Here is a 21261-nt window from a genome sequence, read left to right on the forward strand (position 1 = left end):
ATTATGCACGGATTCCATACGCACCTCGGATCCGCGAGACTGCATCTGTGCGACGAGACTGCGTGGCAGAACTGCAGTCTCGTGACTCAGATGCAGTCTCGCGGTCAGTAACGACCGGTGCGGTCAGCGGTGCCCCGTCTTCGCCGCGAGCGCACGGGGGCCGAGCTCGTGCAGCACGCCGTCGTGCAGATCCAGCACCCGGTCCGCGCGGGTGAGCATGGCGGCATCGTGCGTCGCCACGATCGCGGCGGTGCCGCGCTCGTGCACGAGGCCCGCGATGAGATCCATGATCTGCGCCCCGGTCTCGCTGTCCAGCTGCGCGGTGGGCTCATCCGCGATCAGCACTGCCGGATCCATCACCAGTGCGCGGGCGATCCCGACGCGCTGCTGCTGCCCGCCGGAGAGTTCGGCCGGGCGCTGCCGTGCGTGATCGGCCAGTCCCACCGCCTCCAGCGCCCGGGCGACGCGCTGCTCGCGCTCGGCCACGGGCGTGCGGCGGATCCGCAGCGGAACCTCGACGTTCTCCGCTGCGGAGAGCACCGGCAGCAGACCCGCGGTCTGGAAGATCGAGGCGATCCGCTCCCCCAGCACGTGGCTCGCGTCGCCGGCGCTGAGATCGTGCTCATCCAGCAGCACCCGTCCGCTGGTCGGCCGGTCCAGGCCGCCGAGCATCGTCAGCAGCGTGGTCTTGCCGGATCCGGAGCGCCCGGTGATCACGACGAGCTCCCCCGCCGAGACCGTCAGATCGACGTCGCGGACGGCGGTGACATCGCCGCCGGGCGCGGGGAACACCCGGGTCAGCCCTTCCGCGCGCAGCACCTCGGTCATGACTGCTCCTCCTGCGGGGGCGCCGCACTCGGCGCCACCCGCACGTGGTCGGGCTCCAGCGTCAGGCGCACACGGTCGCGCAGGTCCAGCGCACTCACGAACTCGCCGGGCAGCTGCATGCGGCCGGCCCGGTCGAGCACCGCGAACTCCTGCGCGGTGCGGACCTCGCGCCCCTCGTCGTCGGTGTGGGTGCTGCGCAGTGTCTCGGTCGAGGTCCGGCCGTCGCGGATCCGCACGGTCCGGTCGACATGCTCGGACACTGCCGCGTCGTGCGTCACGATGAGCGTCGTGACACCGTGCTCGGTGTTGACGGCCTGCATCGCGGCGAGCACATCGGCGCTGGTGCGCTCGTCCAGCTCGCCGGTGGGTTCGTCGGCGAGCAGCACGCGTGGTTCGTTCGCGAGCGCGACGGCGATCGCGACGCGCTGCTTCTGGCCCCCACTCAGCTGTGCAGGCCGCTGGTCGGCCACTTCTGCGACGTCGAGAAGCTCCAGCAGCGCCTGCGCGCGACCGGCGCGCTCCCCCGCGGGCACGGTGCGGGCGACGCCGTGCGCCAACGCGATGTTCTCCCGCGCTGTCAGATACGGAACCAGATTGCGCCCGGACTGCTGCCAGACGAAGCCGACGCTGCGACGGCGATAGCGCAGTCGCTCCGCGGCGCGCATCGTCACCAGGTCGTGCCCGGCCACGCGGGCGCTGCCGGCGGTCGGCGCGTCGAGCCCGGCGAGGATGCCGAGCAGCGTGGACTTGCCGGATCCGGAGGCGCCGACGAGGGCGACCATCTCCCCGGCCCCCACGCGCAGGTCCAGGCCCTGTAGCGCCTGCACTTCCACGCCCTTGGCGGTGAAGATGCGCACCAGTCCCTCGCATGCGATGTCGACATCGGTCATCGCCAGCTCCCTCTCCGTGCGGTCATGATCCCACGTCCCTCGTCGCCGTGGGCGTCCTTCTCCTCGGCCGTCATCCGTCATCCCTCGTCATCCGCGACCCTGATCGCATCCGCGGTGCGCAGCCGCATCGCCGCAGCCGTCGCCAGGAGCACGGCCACCGCGGTGACCGCCGCGAAGCCGAGCACCGTCGCGGCCAGCCAGATCACGGGGAGGCCGAGCGCGGGGGCGTTCTGCCCTCCCGTGAAACCACGCAGGTCCAGCGCCCCGACCACGAGCCACGACATCGCGAGGCCGCAGACGACGCCCACGGGAAGAGCCACGACGAGCGCCGGCCCCACCTCCCAGGCCACGAGCGGCAGCTCCGCCCGCCGCGGAAACCCGACGGCGCGCAGCAGCGCGAGCAGCCGGGCGCGCGCCGTGGATCCGAGCAGGAGTGTCTGCATGATGGCGAAGACGAGCAGAATCGCCACGATCGCCGTCGCGACGAACAGCGCGACGCGCAGCGCGGACGACGCCGGATCCGAGGCCGCTTGCGCGATGATCTGCTCGGCCGTCGTGGCGGTGGCTGTCGCGCCGAGCCGCGCCGTCAGCGCTTTCGCGACCGCACGCGGGTCGTGGCCGGGCGCCACGGAGGCGAACAGTCTCGTGACCAGGGGCGAGGCGACGCCGAGCCTGTCGATGTTCGCACGGTCGACGATCACCCACTTCTCCGCGCTCCCGAACGGCGTCGGCTGCGCGGTGCGCGCGACGACCTGCACCGCGTGTCCGTTCACCGTGAGCGCGTCGCCGAACTGCGCGAGCAGCTGCTCCGAGGCGACGACCGGCACGGATCCACCCGATGCCGACGCCAGCGACGCGGGCAGCGGCAGGGCGCCGTCGGAGCCCCGCTGCACTCGCGCGAAGGCATCCCGGTCGACCGCATAGACGCGCACCCGGTCGGAAGCACCGGACGAGGCGCCCTGACCGATCTCGTCGGCGTCCAGCGTCGCGACCGCCTCGACGCCGGGGATCTTCCGTGCGGCCTCGATCTGCGCATCCTCGAAGTACGGCATCGACACGGCCACGTCCGCGCCGGTGGCGTCCCGCGCCGTGCGGCTGATGCCGTCCGAGACGGTCGCCGCGAACGACACCGAGAAGACCGCCACCGCGATGCCGATCACGGCGGCGAGCGCCGGCGCGGTGCGCAGCGCGGCATCGCGCAGAGCCCGGGCCGGGCCCAGAAGAGCGATCAGCCCGGTGCGGCGCTCGGCGGTGCGATGCAGCCCGTCCAGCAGCAGCGGGAGCAGCCTCAGCACCGCCACCGTGCCCACCGCGCCGATCAGCACCGGCATCGCGAGCAGCACCGGATCCACCCGGACCGCCTCGCCACGGCTCAGGAGGAGGACGGCGAACGCGACGGCGAGCACCACGATGACGGCTTCTGCGAGCATGCGCCGCCACGGCCGCGCCCGCTGTCCACTCCCGTCACGGCGTTCAGCACGGCGCAGGTCCGCGATGACGGTGAGCGGCACGGTGCAGGCCGGGACGAGCACCAGCACCGCTGCCACCAGCCAGGCCAGAGCGTGCGGTCCCTGCGGCGACAGCGCCGCCCCGACCGCCAGCCCGATTCCCGCGCCGAGCGCCCCGAGCACGAGCGCCTCCCCGCCGAGGACCGCGGACAGTTGCGACAACGACGCGCCCCGGGCGCGGGCGAGCGCGGCGGCCCGCCAGCGACGCAGTGCCAGCTGCCGTCCGGCAAGGCTCAGCACCACCGCAGCCACCGCGAGAGGACCCACGGCAGCGACCGCGACGACCGCATCGAGCGCATCAGCCCTCGCCACTCCGCGATCGAGCGCATCCGCCACCGGGGTGACGTAGACCAACCCGCGGTCATAGAACGAGCCCACCGCCCCGACGTGTATCGGGTTCGCCAGGAAAAGTCGCAGCTGCGCGCCGACCTTCGCGGCACTGCCCGAATCAATCGCCTCCTTGTGCACGGGGATCCAGGAGAAGGTCGAGGTCTCCGCACGCAGTTCGCCGAGCATCCCCGCCTCGTCCGGCGCCATGAAGCCGACGGTCTGCAGGATGATGTCGCCGTCCGACGTGTATTTGATGGCGGGCTCGACCGAGCCGACCAACATCTTCCAGTCGAGCTCGTCACTGCCGTTCGGTGCCACCAGGCCGGTCAGCCGCACGACCAGATCCTGCCGGTGCCGGGTCTCGCCGACCTTCCAGTCCAGCGCCCGGGCCGCTTGCGCCGTGAGCACCACTTCGATCCCCTCTGCCGGATCCGTGCTCTTCGGGTACTCGCCCTGCACGAGCACGCTGCGCCGCGCGAGCCCCGGATCCATGACGAGCTGCACCAGGTTCTTCGGAACGGCCCGGTCGGCGAAGAGGCCGGTCGCGCCGAAGGCGCCGATCATCCGAGGAGCGCCGAGAACGCTCCGCAGCGGCTCGGGCTGCCTGTCCCGGGCCGTTGCGACGACGCCCAGGGGCCCTGACCACGCATCGACTGTCGGCGTCCCCTCCAGGCCGGCGATGCCGGAGTACGCCGCAGTGAGGGATCGACCCACGTCGGGGATCCCGCCGATCTGGTGCTGCACCGTCGCGGTGCGGGCCTGGTCGATGAGCGCGGGCACCAGCACGCCCACGAACGTCAGCGCGGCGATCGCGAGCACGAGGAAAGCGGAGAGCAGCGGCGAGGTGAGCACGGTGCGCAGGATCACCGTGGGCGCGGCGGGATGGCGCGTCATGAGCCGCTTCCCCACATGACCGGCAGCACCACGGCCACGACGGCGAGCCCCGCCGCCACGCCGCCGAGCGCGCCGAAGATCGCGATGCCCGTCACCTCGGCGAACCTCGCGGACCGCTGTCGTACGGTGCTGAGCCCGAGGGCGCGCAGCGCGGTGCGCTCCTCCGTGCGGCGGGACCGATCCGCGGCGACGGCCGAGAGGAAGCCGAGCAGGCCCAGGAGGGCGGCGGCCGCAGATCCCAGGGCGAGCAGGATCGCGGACGACCCCGTGATCGGAGCGTCGCTCACCGCGGCGGGGGTGAGGATCCGCACCGGGGTCTTCGCCCGGGAGCGGATCGTCGCGGCCACGGATGACGGATCCGAGGTCGCGACCCACAGCTCGTTGGCGGGCAGCCCCTCGGCCATCGACGTGGCGGCGGTGCGATCGGCGAGGATCCCGGGGCCGGATCCGACGCCCGCGATCGTCGGAACGATCGCGGACACCTCAGCCTCCAGGCGCGCACCCTCGGGTCGCAGAGTGATCGCGAACCGCGTCCCCTGCGCGGCGCCGAGCCGCTGCGCGAGAGCCGTGGTGATCGCCACGGGCAGGCGGCCACCGGATCCGGCTGTGAGCGCCGCCCGGTCCGCCGCGGGGAGCGCCACGGCCGACGGGTCGACGGCGACGAATGCCACGGTGTCCGCACCGACCTCCGCGTCCCGACTCAGCACCTCGGCGGCAACGGTGACCGTCGGCAGCGCGGCGGTCTCCGCTGCGGTGAGCGGCACCGCCTGCTGTGCACCGACGGACGCACGGACATCCAGCCCGAGCGCGGCCCGGACGGCCGAGTGGTCGACAGCGGCGGCGAGCGGGCCCACGCCGACCGCCATCGTCGCGGATCCCGCGGCGAGGGCAAGGCACAGGATCGCGACCGCCGCGATACCCGCCCGGCGCGCGATCTGGCGCAGCGGCAGCACGGGCATGATGCCGCGACCCCGGCGGGCGACGCGTTCGGCGATCGCTGCGACGAGCACGGCGAGCGCCGGGACGAGCAGGCCGAGTGCGAGCAGCGATGCGGCACCGGCGGCCGATGCGACCGGATCCGCGGTGCCATCGTCCGCGACCACGCCGCCCCGCGTGAAGAGCTGCCAGAGCGCGAACCCCGCCAGAGCCGTGACGACCAGCGCCGGCAGCAGGAGTGCCAGCATGATCCCCCGACCGGCATCGGAGCGCGCCGCTGCCGCCGGTGCGGACGCACGTACCGCGGTGAAGGCGGCGGCACCGGCGGCGATCAGGACGGTGAGCGCGGCGGCCACGATCGTCGAGGCGCCGAGAATTCCGGCGGGGAGCAGGGCGATCACCGCCAGGACGGCGCCGATGCCCGTCGCCGCCGTGGCCTCACCGGCGGCCGCAGCGGCGACGCCGGTGGCTGCGGCGCCGCGCGCGCGGATCAGACGCAGCTCTTCCCGGCGGGCTCCCGCCAGTGCGGTCAGGATCACGGCGATCGCGATCGCCCCGAGCGCCACGATGATCGCAGTGGGCACCGCCATCATGCCGCGGGCGACCGCGACCGCCCGAGTCTGGCGGTCCAGCAGGTCGCCGAGCGCGCCCTCGACCGCGGTGTTGGAACTGTTGTCCGCGTCGACCTCGGCAGGAAGCTGTACCAGCCGGGCCAGGCCCGCGCGGTATCCGTCCAGCCTGTCGGCGGTCAGTGAGGTCGGCTGGACGGTCCAGGTGATTGTCGGCGTGGTCCACAGCCGTGCCATGTCGTCCGCAGTGATCAGCACCGGCCCTGCCGCGCCTTCGGAATCACCGGAACCCACCGCGGGGTCTCCAGCCCAGGTGGGATCGGCGGCATCCTTCGCCGTCCAGGTGCCGACCACGATGACGTCGACGATGCCGCCGGACGCATCCGCACCGAGCGGGATCCGATCGCCGATCCGCCACCCGCGCGTCTCCGCGGCGGCCGCCAGCACGGCCGCCTCGCCGGAGCGTCTCGGCCACTCGCCGTCGACGAGCTCGCCGCGATCGGCGATGCCCTCCCCGCCGATCGCCTGCACCGCATCGGGGTTGCCGACCGAGATCTCGCTCACGGCCATCCGGCTGACCGCGATCGGGGTGCCGGCGAACGCCTTCGTGATCGCCGCTCGCACAGCGCGGTCCTGCGCGTCAGGATCCTCCGCACGCAGCGCCGTGACCTTCGTGACGCGCGTTCCCGGTTCGGCGTGTTCCGCGACCTGGCGCACACCGTCGCCCACGAGCCGGACCGACAGCGCCTCGGTCGCCCCGACGCCGAGCACGACGAGTCCGGCGGCGAGCAGCACGAGCACGAGTCGCGCGGTCTGCTGCCGCGCCCGCCTCACCGCAAACGTCATCGTCCTCGCCTGTGTCACCGACCGCCGCGCGCGCTCGTCGCGGGATCGTTATTGATCCGAACGAAACGCACTTCCCCATCCTGGAGGCAGCGCTGCGACCGCGCAACGGTGTTCTCCGCTGCGACCGGGCGCAGCACGCACACGCGCGTTCAGGCCTCGCGCACCGCGATCTCCTCCGGCTGCGGCACACCGTTCGCGGCCGCGGGCAGCCGCCGCTCGAGCGCGATCGTCAGAGCGCAGATCAGCAGGGAACCCGCCACCATCGCCACGATGAACCAGATCTGACGCCCCTCGCCGAGCAGCATGCCGGCCGCGATCGGCCCGGCGATCGCCCCGCCCTGGAAAGCCGCGGCGTTGATCGCGTTGTATCGCCCGCGGCTGCGGTCGGAGGCCAGATCGTTGCAGATCGCGGGCACCGTGGGCTGCAGCATGGTCTCTCCGAAGGCGAAGACGCCCATGAACAGCAGCACGCCGATCGCTGAGACCAGAGTCTTCGGCAGCAAGCCGGTGAGCCCCAGCAGCACCCAGGAGAACCCCCAGACCAGGGTCATCACCTGCATCACGCGGGTGCGCCGGTGTCCGGCGATGAACTTCAGGACGGCGAACTGCAGAAGCACGATGACGGCGGTGTTGACCGCGAATGCGAAGCCGATGACCTGCGTCGAGACGCCGGACACCTGGCGGGCGAAGGCCGGGAACCCGCCCTCCATCTGCCCGTAGCCGATGAACACCGCGAGGAAGGTCAGCAGTGTGAGCCAGAGCACCGCCGGACGGCGCAGGATCCGCCGGTACCCCTCCGCCGGCTCTTCGTGCTCGTCGCCGGGCTCGGCATGCGTGCGCACATGCCGCAGCGGCCCGAGCAGCAACGCCATCGGGATCAGCGAACTCGCGGCGTCGATCAGGAAGATCGCCACGAACGTCTCGGGCCGGTGCACGTCGACGAAGAAGCCGCCGAGGATCCCGCCCACGCCGATGCCGAGATTGATCAGGGCGAAGTTCACGCCGAAGTACTGCTGGCGCAGCTCACCGGCGACGATCGTGGCGATCAGCGCATTGAACCCGGGCCATGAGACGCCGAAGTTCACTCCCATCAGCACGAGCGCTATCGCCGCCACGACCGGCGATGTCGCGAACGCGAGAAGGGTGCAGCCCGCGATCATCGACACGAGGCCCGCCAGCAGGATCCGCCGGGCGCCGTAGCGGTCGATCAGGGTGCCGGCGGGTGCGGTGACCACCAGCCCCGTCACGGCGATGACGCTCATCAGCGCACCGGAGACGCCCAGGTCGAACCCGCGCACCTCGTGCAGATAGATGATCGTGAAGGGGAGGGTCAGCCCGCGGCCCAGCGTCTGGATCGCGACGGTCGACAGCAGCCAGCGCCCGGTCGTGGGCAGCGCTGTCCAGAAGGTTCTCATTCCGGTCACCCGCCAAGTCTGCCGGGTGCCTCGGACATCACTCCGCGCGGACGGCGATCCTGGCCAGCGCCTGCGCCAGATCGCGGATGAGATCCTCCGGATCCTCCAGCCCGATCGAGAGCCGAACGATGTCGGCACCGGGACGAGCCTCCGCCGCGACCGGCCGGTGCGTGAGCGCCGCCGGGTGCTGCACGAGGGAGTCGACGCCGCCGAGCGACACCGCGTGCGTGAACAGCCGTACGCAACCGGTGAGGGCCTCGGCGGCGGCATAGCCGTCCCGCAGGCGCACGGCGATCATGGCGCCCCCGCCGCGCATCTGCCGCGGGATGAGACCGCGCTCGTCGCCGATGCCGGGGTAGAACACCTCGGCCACGGCGGGGTGTTCGGCCAGCCACGCCACGACGCGCTCGGCGGAACGCTGCTGCCGTTCCATGCGCACGGGCAGCGTCGCGAGCCCGCGGTGCAGCAGGTACGCACCGAGCGGATGCAGCAGCGCACCGGTGATCGCACGGACGCGACGCAGCGCCCGCGCGGTCTCCTCCGAGCACGCGATGACGCCGGCGATCACATCGCCGTGCCCGCCGATGTACTTCGTCGCGCTGTGCAAGGACATGGCGGCGCCGAGATCCAGGGGGTTCTGCAGCAGCGGGGTCGCGAACGTGTTGTCGACGACCACGGGCACATCACCCGCCTGTGCGACGACCGCGGCGATGTCGACCAGGTCCAGGGTGGGGTTGCCCGGCGTCTCGACGACCACGAGGCCCGTGTCGGAGCGAAGGTGCGCGTGCACCTCGTGCTCGGCGCAGAACGTGGTCTCGGCGCCGAGGAGCCCGGAGTCGAGCAGGTGATCGGTGCCGCCGTAGAGCGGACGGACCGCGACGATGTGGTGCTTGCCGGCCGCCATGGTGTGCGACAGGATCGCCGCCGTCATCGCGGCCATGCCGCTGGAGAACGCGACGGCCGCCTCGGCGTGCTCGAGCTCCGCGAGGCCCTCCTCGAAGCGCGCGACCGTCGGGTTCCACAGCCGCGCATAGACGTTGCCGCCGTCCGGCAACGGCTGCCCGCCGGTCGCCATCGACTCGTAGGAGTCGCCGCCGTGCGCGATGTCGGGCAGCGGGTTGGTCGAGGAGAGGTCGATCGGCGCGGCGTGCACGCCGAGGGCGGCGAGGTCTGCCCGGCCGGCGTGCACCGCGACGGTCTCGGGACGCAGGGGCATGTCACGCAGGGAATCGTCGTCGCTCATGCACACAGGATCCCTCCACGCACAGCAAACTGCTATCTGCGTTGCTGCACGGATCCGCAGATGATGTCAGTCTTGTGTTCAGCACAACAAACGGGCGATACGAGGAGTGGATCTTGAGCACGGAGCAGCACGGCGTCGACGGCCTCGATCTGCGCATACTCGCCGCCCTGTCCGAGCACCCCGACGCCCCGATCAAGCAGCTCGCGGCCGCGCTGGGGATCCCCGCCTCCACCTGTGCATTCCGGCTGCGCTCGTTGCGCACGCGGGGTGTGATCCTCGGGCTGCGCCTGCAACTGGATCCTGCCGCGCTCGGCCGCCCGGTGCAGGCCGTGATCCGGGTGCGGCTGGGCAACCACAGCAAGACCGGTGTGGAGGCGCTGTTCGACGCACTGGAGACGACCGAGGGCGTGCTGCAGGTGTTCCACATCGCGGGTGCCGACGACTTCCTCGTGCACGTCGCCGTCGCCGATGCCGCCGCGCTCCGCGACATCGTGCTGGAGCGCATCACGGTGCACGACGTCGTCCGCGCCACCGAGACGCAGCTCGTGTTCGAACGCCGCGACGGCTCGGGGCTCGCCGCGCCGCGCTGACAGCCCGGCTGTACAACGTCGCGGAGGTTGGGCACTCTGAAGGGGTGGCCGCCCGCCACCGCGCGGATCCGGCACGAACCGCGCGATCATCGCAGAGAGAGCAGCGTATGACCGCCTCTGACAACGCCCCCGCCGGCACCATCGCTCCCCCGTCTGCACCGCACGAGACGCCGCGCTGGATCCGCGCTGTGCTGACGTATCTGCTGCGCAATCCGTTCAGCGCGGCGCTGGCCCTGGTCGTGCTGGCCGCCGGATTCGTCACGGGGACGTTCCTCGGACGGTTCCCGCAGGAGTTCGCCGCATCGGTGAGCACCACGATCGAGGACGGCGACTGGTGGACCCCGCTCACCGCGCTGCTGTTCGGAGACTCGGTGATCGGCGGGGTGCTCGCGATCCTGCTGATCCTGACCGCCGGCGCGTACGCGGAGCGCAAGCTCGGCAGCGTCCGCGCCGCGTGGACCTTCTTCTTGACCGGCGTCCTCGCGATGGTCATCGGCCTGGGCGGCCAGTGGCTGCTGGTCTCGTGGGGCTCGCAATGGGGCCTGCTCGCCAGCTACGACGCCGTCGCGGATCCGACGATCGGCACCGTCGGCATGCTGATGGCGGCGAGCGCCCTCGCCCCGGCGCTGTGGCAGCGCCGCATCCGCGTCGTCGGCTTCACTCTGCTGATGATGTTCGCGCTGTACGCCGCGGACAGCGACAGCGTGTTCCGGCTCATCTCCGGGGCGCTCGGGCTGCTCCTCGGCCTCGTGCTGGCGCGCGGCGCGATACGGCCGACCTGGCATCGCAGCTCCCATCGCGAGGTGCGCACCCTGGTCGCGGCCATCGTCGGCGCCACGGGACTCGGGCCGTTCATCGTGCTGATCTCGGGCGCCTGGTACTCGCCGCTCGGGCTCGTGGTCTCGGGATTCTCCCCGATCGAGGCCGCCACCATGCCCAAGTCCTGCGTCGATGACTTCACCGCCGACTGCGTGCGCCAGGCCGACGCGATCCTCAACTCGGGCCCAGGGCCGTTCCTGGTGAGCCTCGTCCCACTGGTGCTCACGCTGGTCGCCGCCTGGGGGCTGCGCACAGGCCGCCGCGCCGCGTGGATCATGGCGCTGGCGGTCAACGCCGTGATCGCCCTGCTGACGGCCACGTCGGTGGGCATCAACGACCTGCTCGACGACAAGCTCCGCGGCGCCCTGCTCATCGAGGACGGGATCGCGATGGTCCTGGCCGTCCTCGTCCCGATCGGCGTGATCGCCCTGCTGCTGTTCACCCGGCGGCACTTCCGCGTCGCCGCGCCTCCCGCCGCCGTGCGACACTTCATCCTCACCGTGGTCGGTGCGTTCGTGGTCTTCGCCGGGCTCTATCTCGCCATCGGGCTGATCGACGGCGACAACTACCTGGACGGCCAGCCGTCGGTGGGCGAGCTGGTCGCCGACATGGTGCGTCCCTTCGTCTCCAGCGGGCTGCTACCCGCCATCTCCGATGCAGGGATACCGATCGACGGCGCAGCGCTGTTCGTCTACCAGTGGGTGGGCGTGCCGTTCTGGATCGTCTTCATCGTCGCCAGCGTGCGGCTGTTCCGCGCCACCCAGGTGGACCGCGCCGTCGTCGAGGAGGCGCGGTTCCGAGCGCTGCTGCGCGAAGGGGGCGGCGGCACCCTCGGATTCATGGGCACCTGGGCCGGCAACAGCTACTGGTTCACCGCCGACGGTCGGGGTGCCGTCGCATACCGCGTCATCCGCAAGGTCGCCCTGACGGTGTCGGATCCGGTGTGCGCCGAGGGAGCCGAGCGGGAGACCGTCGAGGCCTTCATCGCCTATTGCGAGTCCCAGGGCTGGTCGGCGTGCTTCTACAGCTTCCACGAGCGCTACCTGCCGATCTTCCAGTCCTTCGGCTGGCAGTACATGTCCGTCGGCGAGGAGACCGTGATCGACCTGCCGGGCTTCGAGCTCGCCGGCAAGGCGTGGCAGAAGGTGCGCCAGCCGCTGAACCGCGGCGAACGCGAGGGCATCACCACGCTGTGGTCGACGTGGAACGACCTGCCGACCCGTTACTCGCGGGAGATCACCGCCGTCAGCGAGGAGTGGGTCGCCCACAAGAAGCTGCCGGAGATGGGCTTCACCCTCGGCGGCATGGAAGAGCTCAAGGACTCCGATGTCGGCATCTTCCTCGCCCTCAACAAGGACGGCGGGATCGAGGCCACCACGAGCTGGCTGCCGAGCTGGACCGACGGGAAGGTCACCGGCTGGACCATCGACTTCATGCGCCGCAGCGACGGATCCATGCCCGGCATCATGGAGTTCATCATCGCCTCGGCGGCCCTGCACATGAAGGAGCAGGGCGCACAGACACTCAGCCTGTCCGGTGCACCGCTGGCCACCAAGCCCGGCGAGCAGGCCCCGGATCCGACCGTCATGACCCGCCTGCTCGGCTGGCTCGGAGAGATGCTCGAGCCCGCCTACGGGTTCACGTCGCTGTTCCGGTTCAAGAGCAAATTCAACCCGCGCTACGAGACCATCTACATGGCCTATGCGGATCCGGCCAAGCTCGCGGCCATCGGGCTCGCGATCGGCGAGGCCTACCTTCCCGAGGCCACGCCGAAGGAGTATCTGGCGCTCGCGCAGACCATCACCAACCGCGGCGGCGGGCGCTGACGACGTGCTCCGATCGCGCCACGCCGAGACGGCGTTTGACGGCCAATGTATGGAACTCTCAGGAACGATCCGTATTATTACGGAGTTGTAACACCCCTCCGTTCCCCCCGATGGCGGAGACGTCACACCCCCTCCGCTGCCCGAGGAGCACATCATCAGTTCGCGAGCCCCCGAAACCGCGCACCCCTCTGCCCGCACGACAGAAGCCCCGTCCGCGACCGTCGGCACCACCGCGCCCCGTTCGCGCCGGGAGATGAGGGAGGCCGCCGCACAGGCGACCACGTCCGCGCAGACCTCTGCACCCGCCGGCACCTCGAGCGCCCCGGCCGAGCCGGCCCCGCAGCCGCTGTTCGACCCGACTGCACCCCAGGCGCGCGTGCCCGCACCCCCGCAGGCCCCCGAGCCGGCGACCCGCTCCGCGGCCCCCGCGCACATCGTCCCCGCCGGCACGCGTCCCCGTCGTGGCGCCAAGAACATCGGGCGCAGCACCGGCGCCGCCCTCGCGATCTCGGCGCTCGTCGTCGGCACCGCGCTGCCCGCCCTCGGCATGGTGCATGCGGGTGACGCCAAGCCTTCCAACAGCGCATCCGCCGACATCCGCGCACAGTCGTTCACGGCCGCAGGCGATGTGCTTCCCGATGTGCAGGTGCACGGCACGTTCACGGCGACCACGCCCTCCGAGCTCAGCGCGATGCAGGCGGCGACCGCCGCCGCCGAGCGCACCGGCGTCGCCTCGATCGCCAAGCCCGGTCAGGTCATCTACCCGATGGCCGCGGGCTCGTACACGTTGACCGATGGCTTCGGCGCCGCCCGCACCGGGCGCAGCCACATGGGCCAGGACTTCGCCGCCGGCATCGGCACCCCCATCTACGCCGTGGCCGACGGCTGCGTCACGCTCTCGTCCGAGAGCTACCAGGGCTACGGCGTGACGGTCGAGATCGCGCACCCGTCCCTGAGCGGCAGCAACGCCGTCTCCACGCTCTACGGGCACATGACCTATGGCAGCCGTGCGGTCCAGGCCGGCGAGTGCGTCACCGCGGGTCAGTTCATCGGCCGGGTCGGCGACACCGGCTGGACGGTCGGATCCTGCCTGCACTTCGAGGTGCACATCAACGACAGCGCCATCGACCCGCTCGCGTGGCTTCAGTCCAACGTCTTCTGATCCGACGTCGCACGAGAAGAGGCCCCCGCCCCGGCGAGGGTCTCTTCTCGTCTGCACCCCGGGCCGTGGCTCAGTGGTGCGCGTGCGGATCGACGAGCGGCAGATCTGCACCGACCCCATGATCGTGTGGATCCCCGTTCTTCGCGGCATCGGTCTGCGCCAAGCCCGGCATCGCGAGCGCAGCGACGAGGAGGGCCCCCACAGCCACCCCCGCCGCCCGCGACCGGGAGGCTCGGACCGGCCCCTCCCCCTTGCCGGTCCGGGCCACCCCCGCTTCCCGCATCCGCGCCGCCATCGCTCCCGAAGCGATGGCCAGCGCAGACGAGGTCCCCACCGCGATCACCGGTGCCCCTCCGACGAGGGCGACAGCCCCCATCAGCACCGCGATGATCGCGCCGACCGCTGCGGCTCTTCCCCCGCGGATCCGCCCGGCACGGAGCACGGCGACACCCCAGGCGATCTCCGCGGCTCCGACCACGAGCATCGGCGCCAGCAGCATGATGGCGTTCCCATCGCCATCTGCGCGGGCGACCGCGGCCCCGATCGCCAAGTGGATCAGACCCGCGCCCCAGGCGAGGAGCGCGGGCCAGCTGCGCAGCACGACGACCTCAGGCCATCGCCTCGCGGGACGCGCCGCGTTCGACGCCCAGCCCGACCGCGAGCAGCAGCAGCGCGCTCGCGAGGTGCAGGAAGTGATCGAACGTGTTCAGCGCGAGGATGTTCGCCGCGGTCCCCACGAGGAAGAATCCGACGATGCCGAGCAGCAGGTATGCCGCCCCCACGACGGTGTTCACGCCCTTCGCCGCACGCGTGGACGCGAGACCCGCAGCGAGCAGTGCGGCGCCGATGAGCAGGTGGGCGACGTTGTGCAGCGGGTTGACCATGAAGATCCCGAGCAGCATTCCTCCCTGGGTCGCCAGGAAGGAGACTCCTCCGGTCACGGCGAAGCCGAGTGCTCCGACGACGATGTAGACGGCGCCGAAGATGACGGCGATCAGACGGTTCGGTGACGAACGCATTGCTCCTCCTCGAGTGCGGCACGGTGCCGCTCACCCTCTGTTCGGAGCCGTCTGCGGATCGGATGGGATCGTCTTCGGAGCGTGCGGACCGATGGCGGGGCGAGAATCCGCGGAAGCCGCGTCCGCACGCCGACCGCCGCTCGCTTGAGCACGCCGCGAAACCGGATCCGCTCGTACGCGCAATGGGAGATTGTTAACGCGCGCGTTGTTGTCGTCGTCACCCGGGCATGGTTGCATCGGTCCTCATGACAGATGAAACACATCTCCACCGCCACGCCGACGCCCCGCAGCCCCGGTGGTGCTCCTGCGCCGTCCCCGATGACATCGAGCAGGAGCGACGCTCAGGGCTGAGCCGGCGCGGATTCCTGACCGGCGTCTCCGCGGCGAGCGCCCTCGCGGCGGCCGGCTGGGTCGCCACCAGCTCCGATTCGGCGTCCGCGGCTGCAGGCGGTGTCGGCAAGTCCGTGACCATCACGATCATGGGCTCCTCCGACATCCACTCGCATGCGGTCAACTGGGACTACTACAAGGACGCGGAGTACACCGACAAGGCCGGCAACGTCGTCGGCCTGTCCCGCGTCTCCAGCGTCGTCAACCAGATCCGCGCCGATCGCGGGCGGGACCGCACGCTGCTCTTCGACGCCGGCGACACCATCCAGGGCACCCCGCTGGGCTTCTACTACGCGACCATCGACCCGATCACCACGAGCGGCGCGATCCACCCCATGGCCGCGCAGATGAACGCGATCGGCTACGACGCGGTGGCCCTGGGCAATCACGAGTTCAACTACGGCCTCGACTTCCTCGACACGTGGATCTCGCAGATGAATGCGCCCGTGCTCGGCGCGAACGCCGTGCACGCGGGAACCACCGTGCCCGCGTACACGCCCTACACGATCAAGACGCTGCACCCCAAGGGCGCCAAGCCGATCCGGGTCGGCGTGCTCGGCCTCACCAACCCGGGAATCGTCATCTGGGACAAGGCCAACGTGAGCGGCAAGCTCGAGGTGCTGGACATCGTCGAGACCGCGAAGCGCTGGGTGCCCGTGATCCGCGACCAGGGCGTCGACGTGCTCGTCGTGAGCGTGCACTCCGGCGACAGCGGCACCTCGTCATACGGCGACGCGCTGCCCAACGAGAACGCCGCGGCACTGATCGCCGAGCAGGTGCCCGGTGTCGACGCGATCCTGTTCGGCCACGCGCACAAGGACATCCCGCAGCGGTTCGTGACCAACGCCACCACGGGACAGCAGGTCGTGCTCAGCGAACCGATGTGCTGGGGCCAGCGCCTGAGCGTGTTCGACATCGAGCTGCAGCAGGTCAAGGGTCAGTGGACGGTCGTGTCGAAGAAGTCCACGAACGTCAACACGAACACGGTCGAGGACGACCCGGCGCTCGTCTCCCTCATCCAGGCGCAGCACGACGCCGTGGTCGCGTACGTCAACAAGCCCGTGGCGAACTCCACGGAGGAGCTGTCGGCCGCCGAGTCCTGCTGGAAGGACACCGCGATCCTCGACTACGTCAACAAGGTGCAGGTCGACACCGTGACGAAGGCGATCGCCGGCACGGCGGAGGCATCGCTGCCGATCGTGTCGATCGCCGCTCCCTTCAACCGGCAGGCGACATTCCCCGCCGGGGAGGTCACCATCCGCGACGTCGCGGGGCTGTACATCTACGACAACACGCTCATGGCCTCGGTGCTCACCGGTGCGCAGATCAAGGACTACCTGGAGTACTCCGCGAAGTACTTCCAGCAGGTGGCCCCCGGCGCCCCGGTGGATCCGGCGAGCTGGACCAACGCGCTGAACACCCCGGACTACAACTACGACCAGTTCTCCGGAGTGACCTACGACGTCGACATCGCGCAGCCGCAGGGATCCCGGATCCAGAACCTGTCCTGGAACGGCGCGCCCGTCGACCCGGCGCAGAAGTTCGTGGTCGCGGTGAACAACTACCGCCAGTCGGGCGGCGGCGGCTTCCCGCACATCGCGACCGCGCCGGTCGTCTACAACGCGCAGGTCGCGATCCGTGAGGCCATCGTGTCCTACGCCTCGGCGGCCGGCACGATCGACCCGAAGGACTTCCACGTCGTGAACTGGCAGCTCACGCGCGCGGGAACCCCGGTCTTCTGAGCGCTCACGACGCCCCTCCGTTTCGATTCCGCGCGGAGGGGCGTCGCCGTGCCGCCTCTACTTCACAGTGGGCGGCGCGGGGATCGCGTAGCCGGACGGGGCGATGTTCGCGTCGAGCGACTTCTTCCATGCCCCGGAGGAGATGTAGTCCTTGAGCGCGGTGCGCACGGTGTCGAGCCGGTCGTCGCCCTGCTTCAGTCCGATCCCGTAGTTCTCATCCGTGAAGCCCTTGCCGATCACGCGCAGCACGCCCTTGTATTCGGGCAGTGTCGCGAAGCCGGCGAGGATGAGGTCATCCGTCGACACCGCATCGACGGTGCCCGCCGCGAGGTCGCGCACGCACTCCGACCAGGACGGCACCTTCACCACCGTGATCTTCCCGCGGTAATGCGCGGTGAGGTAGTCGATCGAGGTCGTCCCCGCGGCCGCGCAGACCTTCTTGCCGTCGAGGGTCTCCGGACCGGTGATCGTCTCGTCGTTGCGGCGGATGAGCAGATCCTGGTGCGCGACGAAGTACGGGCCGGCGAACGCGATCTCCTTCTCCCGTTCCGGGGTGATCGAGAACGTCGAGACGACGAGGTCGACCTTGCCCGAGGTGAGCGCGCTCACCCGCTCATCCTGATCGATGCGCTGCCACGTGATGTTCTTCGTGGGTACGCCGAGCTTGCCCGCGACGTAGTTCGCCGTGTCGATGTCGAAGCCGGCATAGCCCGCGTCCGTCTTGAGGCTCACGCCGGGCAGGTCGTCTGCGATGCCGATCGTGAGGGTCGCGGATCCGGTGGCGTTGTTGTCGCCGGTGTTCTGCGGGGTCGCGGAGGAACAGCCGGCGACGAGCACCGACACCGCGACGAGGCCCGCCGCGACGAGGCTGAGACGGCGCATGTCACCGTCCCCCTTCGCTCTTGTCCGAGCCGCCATCATGCGGGTTCTTGTCCGGCTCCTCGAGGTTGTCCCACTCGTGCATCTCGATCTCGATGGGACCGATATCGATGCCCTCGTCCTCGTGGTCCTCATCCCGGTCGTGCACGTCGAACTGCACGGTGCCGAGGGCGGCGATCGACTCGGTGCGCGGGCCGGGCTCCCGAGGCGGATAGCGCAGACCGCTGTCAGTCCATTTGCTGAGCATCCGCCCGTCGGTGTGCGCGGCGACCTTCCCCTTCACGATCAGCCAGCCGAGCTCGAAGATCACGAGCAGCACGGGGATCCCCACGACGACCACGACGAAGCCGGTCTTGTGCCAGAAGTACGGGGAGGCCTGCCACCCCGAGATCGCCATGCCGACGATCACGAACACGAGGAACGCGAGGCCCAGGTAACTCGTCCACGGAGTGCCCGGTGCGCGGAACGTGCTCGCCGGCAGCACTCCCCTGTCGCTGAGTCTTCGCAGACGCAACTGACAGATGAAGATCGTGCCCCAGGTGAACACCACCGCGATCGAGGCCGCCTCCAGCGCGATCTCGAAAGCATCGGGGCTCACCGCGTTCAGGATGGATCCGAACACGTAGACGACCGCGGTCATCACGATGCCCGCCCAGGGGACGCCGGACTGGCTCATCTTGAGCGTGAAGCCCGGGGCCTGCTTCGCCATGCCGAGACTGCGCAGCACCCGCCCGGTCGTGTACAGCCCCGAATTCAGCGACGACATCGCCGCGACGATGAGGATCGCCTGGATCACGTTGGCCATCCAGGGGATGCCCATCCGCCCGAACACGGTCACGAACGGGCTGATGCCCGGAGTGAACTCGCTCGTCGGCAGGATGCAGACCAGCAGCAGCAGCGCACCGCAGTAGAAGACGCCGATACGGACGATGACCGCGTTCACGGCCTTCGGCACCTCGCGCTTCGGATCCTCCATCTCACCCGCCGCGATGCCGACCATCTCGATGGCGGCGTACGCGAAGACGACGCCCGACATCACGATGATCGGTCCGTACCAGGCGAAGCCGTCACCCGAGGGCCAGAATCCGCCGGGGTTGGACCAGAGGTTCTGGATCCCCGCGCGATGCCCTCCGACGTCGAAGCTGAACGCCACCACGACGATCCCGACGACGAGGAAGACGATGATCGCGGTGACCTTGAGCACCGACGCCCAGAACTCGAACTCGCCGAACGCCTTCGCGGAGAGCAGGTTGACCACGAGCACCACGGCGAGCGCGATGAGCACCGTGGCCCACGTGGGCATCTGCGGCCACCAGTACTGGATGTACAGTCCGACGGCGCTGAGCTCGGCGATGCCGGTGAGCGCCCAGTTCGTCCAGTACATCCAGCCCGTGTAGTACGCCGCCTTCTCGCCGAAGAACTCGCGCATCCACGACACGAAGGCGCCGGAGGTGGTGCGGTACAGCACGAGCTCGCCGAGCGCGCGCATGAGGAAGTAGGCGATCACGCCCACGAACGCGTAACTGAGCACGAGGGCGGGGCCGTTGCTGTGCAGCCGGGAAGCGGATCCCAGGAACAGGCCCGTGCCGATCGCACCGCCGATCGCGATCATCTGCACCTGTCGGCGGTTCAGGCTCTTCTTGTACCCGGCCTGCTCCGCATCGTGCTCCGCGCCGTGGTCTTCGGCGTGCGTGAGACTCCCGGCATCGGTCTGCGACATGCGATCCCCCTGTCGTTCACCCGTGGTCACCGGTGGGGCGGGTCGCAGGACGGCTCGGAGCATCGGTGCTGACGTGGTGCCGAGGATGGCACGTTTTCTGGACCGAGGGCAACGGATCCCCGGCGCGTTCCGGTTCCGGCGCTCAGCCCTGCCGCTCGGCGATGTCTTTCACGGTGCGCACGAGGCTGTCCCACATCGTCGTCGAGTGCAGGGCGGCCGCCTCATCGGGGTTGTTGTCCTGGCTCAGCGTGAACTCGACCGGGCCGTCCCCCGCGATCGTCCAGGTCAGCGTGTGGTAGTTCTCCGGGATGTCGGGCTTCCCCGTGAGAGGGCTGAAATGCGTGCAGACGAGACGCCGCCCCGGCTCGGCCTCCAGGATCACGCCCTTGTCCTCATAGGCGCGCCCCTCCCACTCCCCCTGCCAGCGGATCGGCGCCCCGACCGTCCAGTCCGTGACGACCGTCGTCCCGAACATGAACTCCCGGACCGCGTCCGGATCCGTCAGCACCTCCCACACGCGGTCGGGGGACGCATCGATCGTGATGCTCGACGTGGCGACGTGGTCCTCGGACATGCTCGACTCCCGTTCGTTCGGCCCTCGCCCCATGATCCGCCGAAACCCGCGGCGCGTACAGAGCGGCTACCGGATGCGGTCGCGGTCGCGTCCGGTGTCGCCCGTGCACGGCATGATGAGGTGCGTGGATCCGGATCTCGGATCCCTTCTGATGAAAGGCTCAGGGCGTGGCAGGCGACAAGATGCAGGACTGGGTGCAGGCGCGCGCCGACGAACTCCCCGGCGTCACGGTGGATCAGCCGTTCGGGCCAGAGGTCGACGTCTTCCGGGTGCGCGGTTTGATGTTCATGGCCCTCTCGCCGTCGACCGCGACGAGCGTGACGCTCAAGTCGGCGCCGGCGGATGCGGAGGCCTTGCGCGCCACGTTTCCCGCGATCATCCCCGGCTACCACATGAACAAGCGTCACTGGATCACGCTGCTCGCCGACGGAAGCCTCGAGCACGGTCTCGTCGAGGAGCTCGTGACCGAGGCCTACCGCCTCGTCGTCGCGAAGCTCCCGCGGGCGCAGCGCCCGGTGGATCCAGAGGTCTTCGGGCGGGTGTGACCCGCGGTCAGTCCACCGTCACGACCACCTTGCCGACGGTGCGGCCCGCCGCGAGATGAGCGAGGGCGGCGCCAGCCTCCGCGAGCGGCCAGGTGCGCTCGATGACCGGAGCAATCCGGCCGTCCGCGGCGAGCGCGAGCAGTTCGCGGAGCGCCTCCGGCTTGGAGGTCGCGGTGAGCGGGTGGAGCGGACGCCGGGAGAACACGGAGAGCGCGGCCGCGCGGGCGACCCGCGGAATCGGGCCGAGCACGCGCCCGCCCTCACCCGCGACGAGCACGGCGGATCCGCCGTCGCGCACGAGTCTCCGCACCGCACGCAGCGGACTGTCGCCGGCGATGTCCACCACCACGTCGAAGCCGCTCTCCGGCAGGTCGGCGAGCGGCACGGTCCTGCGGTCGTAGGTGGTCGACGCCCCAGGGATGCGACGAGGGCGCGGTTCCGCTCGGAGCACGACGCGTGCACCTCGGCGCCGCGCACCGCGGCGACCTGCACCGTGAACGTGCCGACGCCTCCGGACGCGCCGAGCACGAGCACGC

At 70.5% G+C, this 21261-nt stretch carries 17 protein-coding genes; 5 read left to right on the forward strand and 12 right to left on the reverse strand.

What is annotated here, in order from left to right; all coding sequences use genetic code 11:
- Positions 1–123 precede the first annotated feature (123 nt).
- The 6 genes from ACTJI8_RS03430 to ACTJI8_RS03455 all read right to left on the reverse strand — a co-directional run bounded on the left by ACTJI8_RS03430 (position 124) and on the right by ACTJI8_RS03455 (position 9459).
- Complete coding sequence (locus ACTJI8_RS03430) at positions 124–828, reverse strand: ABC transporter ATP-binding protein (RefSeq protein WP_440731994.1); 705 nt, start codon at positions 826–828, stop codon at positions 124–126.
- Entirely contained in the window at positions 825–1718 is an 894-nt protein-coding gene (locus tag ACTJI8_RS03435; RefSeq protein ID WP_440731995.1) for an ABC transporter ATP-binding protein, read from the reverse strand. Before ACTJI8_RS03435 ends, ACTJI8_RS03430 begins: the two co-directional genes overlap by 4 nt.
- A gap of 77 nt (positions 1719–1795) precedes the next feature.
- Complete coding sequence (locus ACTJI8_RS03440) at positions 1796–4450, reverse strand: FtsX-like permease family protein (protein ID WP_440731996.1); 2655 nt, start codon at positions 4448–4450, stop codon at positions 1796–1798.
- Complete coding sequence (locus tag ACTJI8_RS03445) at positions 4447–6801, reverse strand: hypothetical protein (RefSeq protein WP_440731997.1); 2355 nt, start codon at positions 6799–6801, stop codon at positions 4447–4449. Before ACTJI8_RS03445 ends, ACTJI8_RS03440 begins: the two co-directional genes overlap by 4 nt.
- Positions 6802–6950: 149 nt before the next feature.
- Positions 6951–8216, reverse strand: coding sequence for an MFS transporter (locus ACTJI8_RS03450; protein ID WP_440732439.1), 1266 nt, complete (start codon positions 8214–8216; stop codon positions 6951–6953).
- A gap of 37 nt (positions 8217–8253) precedes the next feature.
- A complete protein-coding gene (locus ACTJI8_RS03455) occupies positions 8254–9459 on the reverse strand; it encodes a trans-sulfuration enzyme family protein (RefSeq protein WP_440731998.1) in 1206 nt (401 codons plus the stop codon).
- Positions 9460–9572: 113 nt separating this feature from the next.
- Here ACTJI8_RS03455 and ACTJI8_RS03460 point away from each other — a divergent pair, with 113 nt between their 5' ends.
- From ACTJI8_RS03460 to ACTJI8_RS03470, 3 genes are all read left to right on the forward strand, one after another.
- Positions 9573–10049, forward strand: a complete 477-nt coding sequence (locus tag ACTJI8_RS03460; RefSeq protein ID WP_440731999.1) for an Lrp/AsnC family transcriptional regulator — start codon at positions 9573–9575, stop codon at positions 10047–10049.
- A 107-nt stretch (positions 10050–10156) separates the two neighbouring features.
- Positions 10157–12694, forward strand: a complete 2538-nt coding sequence (locus tag ACTJI8_RS03465; RefSeq protein ID WP_440732000.1) for a bifunctional lysylphosphatidylglycerol flippase/synthetase MprF — start codon at positions 10157–10159, stop codon at positions 12692–12694.
- A gap of 253 nt (positions 12695–12947) precedes the next feature.
- Positions 12948–13856, forward strand: a complete 909-nt coding sequence (locus tag ACTJI8_RS03470) for a peptidoglycan DD-metalloendopeptidase family protein (protein WP_440732001.1) — start codon at positions 12948–12950, stop codon at positions 13854–13856.
- A gap of 70 nt (positions 13857–13926) precedes the next feature.
- Here ACTJI8_RS03470 and ACTJI8_RS03475 read toward each other — a convergent pair whose 3' ends face one another.
- Complete coding sequence (locus ACTJI8_RS03475) at positions 13927–14457, reverse strand: hypothetical protein (protein WP_440732002.1); 531 nt, start codon at positions 14455–14457, stop codon at positions 13927–13929.
- Positions 14458–14464: 7 nt separating this feature from the next.
- Positions 14465–14875 carry a DUF4383 domain-containing protein gene (locus tag ACTJI8_RS03480; protein WP_440732003.1) on the reverse strand — a complete coding sequence of 137 codons (411 nt, stop codon included), beginning with the start codon at positions 14873–14875 and terminating at the stop codon, positions 14465–14467.
- 245 nt (positions 14876–15120) lie between these two features.
- Between ACTJI8_RS03480 and ACTJI8_RS03485 the strand changes: the two genes are divergently transcribed.
- Positions 15121–17007: a bifunctional metallophosphatase/5'-nucleotidase gene (locus tag ACTJI8_RS03485; RefSeq protein ID WP_440732004.1), complete on the forward strand. Its 1887-nt coding sequence runs from the start codon at positions 15121–15123 to the stop codon at positions 17005–17007.
- A 57-nt stretch (positions 17008–17064) separates the two neighbouring features.
- Here the strand turns inward: ACTJI8_RS03485 and ACTJI8_RS03490 are convergent, their stop codons facing one another.
- The 3 genes from ACTJI8_RS03490 to ACTJI8_RS03500 form a co-directional block, all read right to left on the reverse strand.
- Entirely contained in the window at positions 17065–17889 is an 825-nt protein-coding gene (locus ACTJI8_RS03490) for a transporter substrate-binding domain-containing protein (protein ID WP_440732005.1), read from the reverse strand.
- A 1-nt stretch (position 17890) separates the two neighbouring features.
- The gene (locus tag ACTJI8_RS03495; RefSeq protein WP_440732006.1) at positions 17891–19606 is read right to left on the reverse strand and encodes an amino acid permease; all 1716 of its coding nucleotides are present in this window, start codon (positions 19604–19606) and stop codon (positions 17891–17893) included.
- 142 nt (positions 19607–19748) lie between these two features.
- The gene (locus ACTJI8_RS03500; protein WP_440732007.1) at positions 19749–20180 is read right to left on the reverse strand and encodes an SRPBCC domain-containing protein; all 432 of its coding nucleotides are present in this window, start codon (positions 20178–20180) and stop codon (positions 19749–19751) included.
- Positions 20181–20347: 167 nt separating this feature from the next.
- Between ACTJI8_RS03500 and ACTJI8_RS03505 the strand changes: the two genes are divergently transcribed.
- On the forward strand, positions 20348–20725 hold the full coding sequence (locus tag ACTJI8_RS03505) for an MmcQ/YjbR family DNA-binding protein (RefSeq protein ID WP_440732008.1): 378 nt from the start codon (positions 20348–20350) through the stop codon (positions 20723–20725).
- Positions 20726–20732: 7 nt separating this feature from the next.
- Here the strand turns inward: ACTJI8_RS03505 and ACTJI8_RS03510 are convergent, their stop codons facing one another.
- Positions 20733–21176 carry a zinc-binding dehydrogenase gene (locus tag ACTJI8_RS03510; protein ID WP_440732009.1) on the reverse strand — a complete coding sequence of 148 codons (444 nt, stop codon included), beginning with the start codon at positions 21174–21176 and terminating at the stop codon, positions 20733–20735.
- Positions 21177–21261 lie beyond the last annotated feature (85 nt).

The sequence above is a fragment of the Microbacterium sp. 22303 genome (genome assembly GCF_052045265.1).
Taxonomy (GTDB): Bacteria; Actinomycetota; Actinomycetes; order Actinomycetales; family Microbacteriaceae; genus Microbacterium.